This window comes from Kribbella sp. (genome assembly GCF_035687465.1).
Lineage (GTDB): Bacteria > Actinomycetota > Actinomycetes > Propionibacteriales > Kribbellaceae > Kribbella.
In genome coordinates, this window is record NZ_DASRXP010000241.1 from 1 (window position 1) to 3548 (window position 3548).

3 protein-coding genes and 1 pseudogene are annotated in these 3548 nt (G+C 66.6%); 1 reads left to right on the plus strand and 3 read right to left on the minus strand.

All coding sequences use genetic code 11. The annotated features are described in order from the left end of the window. On the plus strand, positions 1–370 hold a 370-nt coding region (locus VFG33_RS12295; RefSeq protein WP_325025675.1), incomplete at its 5' end, for a carbohydrate ABC transporter permease. Here the strand turns inward: VFG33_RS12295 and VFG33_RS12300 are convergent. The 3 genes and pseudogenes from VFG33_RS12300 to VFG33_RS12310 form a co-directional block, all read right to left on the minus strand. Then, positions 367–2460 (minus strand): putative phage tail protein, encoded by a 2094-nt coding sequence (locus tag VFG33_RS12300; protein WP_325025677.1) that lies wholly within the window; start codon positions 2458–2460, stop codon positions 367–369. The two genes, VFG33_RS12295 and VFG33_RS12300, sit on opposite strands and share 4 nt — an antisense overlap. A 32-nt stretch (positions 2461–2492) precedes the next feature. Beyond that, positions 2493–3371: a carbohydrate ABC transporter permease gene (locus tag VFG33_RS12305; protein WP_325025679.1), complete on the minus strand. Its 879-nt coding sequence runs from the start codon at positions 3369–3371 to the stop codon at positions 2493–2495. Next, a pseudogene (locus VFG33_RS12310) lies at positions 3365–3548 on the minus strand (sugar ABC transporter permease); the annotation flags it as partial. The pseudogene VFG33_RS12310 and the gene VFG33_RS12305, both read right to left, overlap by 7 nt.

A 3548-nucleotide genomic window follows, 5' to 3' on the forward strand; every position in this document is an offset into this window, starting at 1 on the left:
CATCATGCGGCAGTTCTTCATCACGCTGCCGAAGGAACTCGAGGAGGCGGGCCGCGTGGACGGACTGGGCCGGCTCGGGCTGTTCTGGCAGGTCGCCCTGCCGTTGGCCCGGCCGGCCATCGGCGCGGTCTCGATCTTCACCTTCCTGCACAGCTGGAACCTGTACCTGGAACCGATCGTGTTCCTGTCCAGCAAGGACAAGTTCACCATCCCCCAGGCCCTGACCCAGTACGTCGACGCGTACGGCGGCGCACTGTGGAACGTCCAACTGGCGGCAGCGACTCTCAGTGCGCTGCCAGTGCTGATCGTCTTCGTCCTGGCCCAGCGCCAGTTCGTCGAGGGTCTCGCCCAAACCGGACTGAAGGGCTAGCTTATCGTCTGGTAGCCGAACTGGACGGTGAGGTCGGTGGCGGCAGCTGTATTGGAGAGGCGGAGTTGCAGTCTGACCGGCGTGCTGGTCCCATCGATCGCGATCGGCTGGGTCAGGCGGGTTGTCTGGACCTGGTTGGTCACCTCTATCGGCGCCGCTCCTGCGGGGATCGCGTTGGTTTCCAGTCGGACCCTGCAGGATCCCGCGGACACTGCCCGGGCGATGCGGGTGACCCGGATCGGCCGTCCGTCGACGTACAGGAGGTCGGTGAAGTCGTAGAGGCCGTCGGCGACTGCCCCGGGGATGCGGAGGCTGAGCCATCCGTCGGTCTGCTCGACGCCCTTGTTGCCGGTGAACCGGGTCCGGGCATCCGTCGCGCCGGCGGTCAGATACGGGCCGGCTCCGTTGCCGTTGAGATCGTTGGCACTGACCAGTACGTCGGCGGCGCGGTTCACGATCCCGTACTCCTGCCGGTTCGTGCCGTCGGCCAAGCCACCGATCGCGTTCCCGGTGATCACCACCCGGGTCGCCGTCGAGCGGAGGTTGATCCCGGAACCGTTCCGGAACACCACCCCACCAGAGGTGTAGGGATGCTCGAGAGTCGCGCCGAGCAGGTCGAACGAGGTCGGCCCGACCACGGCGATCCCCCAACTGTTGTTGAGTTCGGTCGAGCCGCCGACCTCCTGCAGAGTGACCCGGTCGTCGGTCTCCCAGCCGTGCGGCGTCGCGGTCGTCACCCGGACTCCCGCCGCGCTGCTCGCGACACCGCTCACCTGACGCCCGAAGCTCGGATGAGCATTACGGCCGTTGTTGCCGATCAGGCAACCGGTCACGGTGATCCGGGTGGAGGCGATGTCCAACCCGTGTCGCCCGCACCCGCGGATCAGCGAGTTCGCGAAGATCGCGCTGCCGGTGAAACCAGCGGTCACCCGAACGGCGTCCTCGTCGTTGTCGGCGGAGATGTAAGTGTTCACGAACTGCGCCTGCGCACCCGCTTCGAGCAGCACCGGTACGCCGTGCCCGTTCTCGAACCCGCCACCCTCGAAGTAGAGGAACTTCGGCTGCCCCGGGTTCACGCCGGTGGTGTTCCGCATCCAGATCCCGTGCCGGCCGAAGAGGATCGCGCAGGCGATGAACTTGATCGAACCGCCCTGACCGTCGATCACCAGGTTGTCGACGGTCTCGTGGCCCGTACCTGCGGAGATCGCGCATTGGACGAACTCGACCGGATCGGCGCGCGAGATCTGGTCGACGGCGTTCAGCAGAATCACCTGTTGGCCGCTGAATCCGTTCCACACGCAGTTGCGGAACCGGACGGTGTTGCAGCTGCGCAAGATGATGCCGTTGTAGCCGTCCCTGAACCGGCAGTCCGAGAACGAGAGCAGATAGTTGCCCAGTTCCCCTTCCCGCTGGGTCCGGATCATCGCGCCACCGGTCAGGTTCTCGCCCTGGAGCTGCAGGTCCCGGAACCCGCCACCGTGCGCGCCGGACAACACGAACCCGTCGGCCGCCCCGGTCGCCAGCAGCAGCTGGGTGCCGACCCCGAGCTCGTCGCTCGCCCCTGCCCCGGCGAAGATCACCGGCACCCGTCGCACCGTCACCGTGCTGGTGAGGCGGACGATGCCTGGGCCGATCGAGATGGTGCCGCCGGTCGGCAACGCGTTCACTGCGGCCTGGAGCCGGCTCGCGTCGGTGGTCGCCCCGGCTCCGGTGACACCGAACCACGCGAGGTCGATCTCCGTGGTTCGCGGCCGCTTCCACCGACCGGTCGCAGTACCGGCGACGGCGAAGACCATGCCGTTGTCGTCGGCCTCGGTCGCGTCGGCATCCCAGTAGAGGACTCCGGCGCCGAGGCCCGGGTTGTCGGCGAAGTAGCCGAGTAGCAGGACTTGATCGCCGTTGCTGGCGCCGGCGGTGGTTCGCAACGCAGCAACGCTGGTCATTGTGTTGGCAGTGGCCGTGCGCTTCTTCTCAGCAGCATGGGAGGGGGCAGCGGTAGCGGCGGTCGCGAGCCCCGCGACACCGAGGACGGACAACGCACGGCGACTCAGTACGCCGGGTTGCGAGACGGGTGGTTCGTCGGAAGGCATGGCGGACCTCTCTGGAGACGGATGGTGATGGTTCAGCCCTTCACGGCGCCGAGCACGATGCCCTTGGCGAAATGTCTTTGCAGGAAGGGATAGACCAGGCAGATCGGGACGAGTGAGACGACGAGAATCGCCATCTGCAGCGACTGCTGCGGTGGCACCACCTCACCGGGGATGTCCACCCCGATGGAGGTGTTGTCGACGACGTAGGTTCGCAGTACGAGCTGGAGCGGCCACTTCTCCGGGGAGTTGATGTAGAGGATCGCGTTGAAGTAGGCGTTCCAGTAGCCGACGGCGCTGAACAGCCCGACCACGGCGACGACCGCCTTCGACAGCGGCAGCATCACCCTGACCAGGATCTGGAACTCGTTCGCGCCGTCGATCTTGGCGGCGTCGAGGATCTCCCCCGGTACCTCCAGGAAGAACGCGCGCACGATGATGATCTGGAAGGCACTGGTCAGGCCGGGCAGGAGCAAGGCCCAGTACGAGTCGATCAGCCCGAGTTCCTTGATCAGCAGGTAGTTCGGGATGATGCCGGCGCTGAACAACATCGTGAACAGGACCAGGAACAGCAGCGGACGCTGGCCCCACGAGCCCGGCCGGGACAGCGAGTAGGCCATCGAGACCACCACGACGATCGACAGCCCGCACCCGACCACGGTGAGCAGGATCGACACGATCGTGGCCCGCGTGACCACGCCACCGCGGAAGATCGCCTGGTAGGCGTCGAAGGACGGGTGGCTGGGGAAGAGCACATAGCCGCCGGCCTCGGTGATCTGCTGCTGGTCGGCCAGCGAGGTCGAGATGACGGCCAGAAACGGCACGATCACCAGCGCGCAGGCGATCAGCAGCACGACGCCTTTCGCGCCGCGGGCGGTCTTGGTGGGCGGCTCGGTCCCGTTGATCATCACCATTTCGCGTACACCCCGCGCTCACCGAAGAGATGGGCGACCTTGTTGGCAGCCAGGACCAGGACCGTGCCGATCAGGCCCTTCATCAGCCCGACCGCGGCCGCCGCACCCCAGTTGCCGCCGACGATGCCGCGGTTGTAGACGTAGGTGTCCAGTACTTCGGACGCGTCGAGCCCGACC

Coding starts and splice junctions, on each gene's coding strand:
- VFG33_RS12300 (WP_325025677.1), bottom strand. CDS start 2,460: ATGCCTTCCGACGAACCACCCGTCTCGCAACCCGGCGTACTGAGTCGC.
- VFG33_RS12305 (WP_325025679.1), bottom strand. CDS start 3,371: ATGGTGATGATCAACGGGACCGAGCCGCCCACCAAGACCGCCCGCGGC.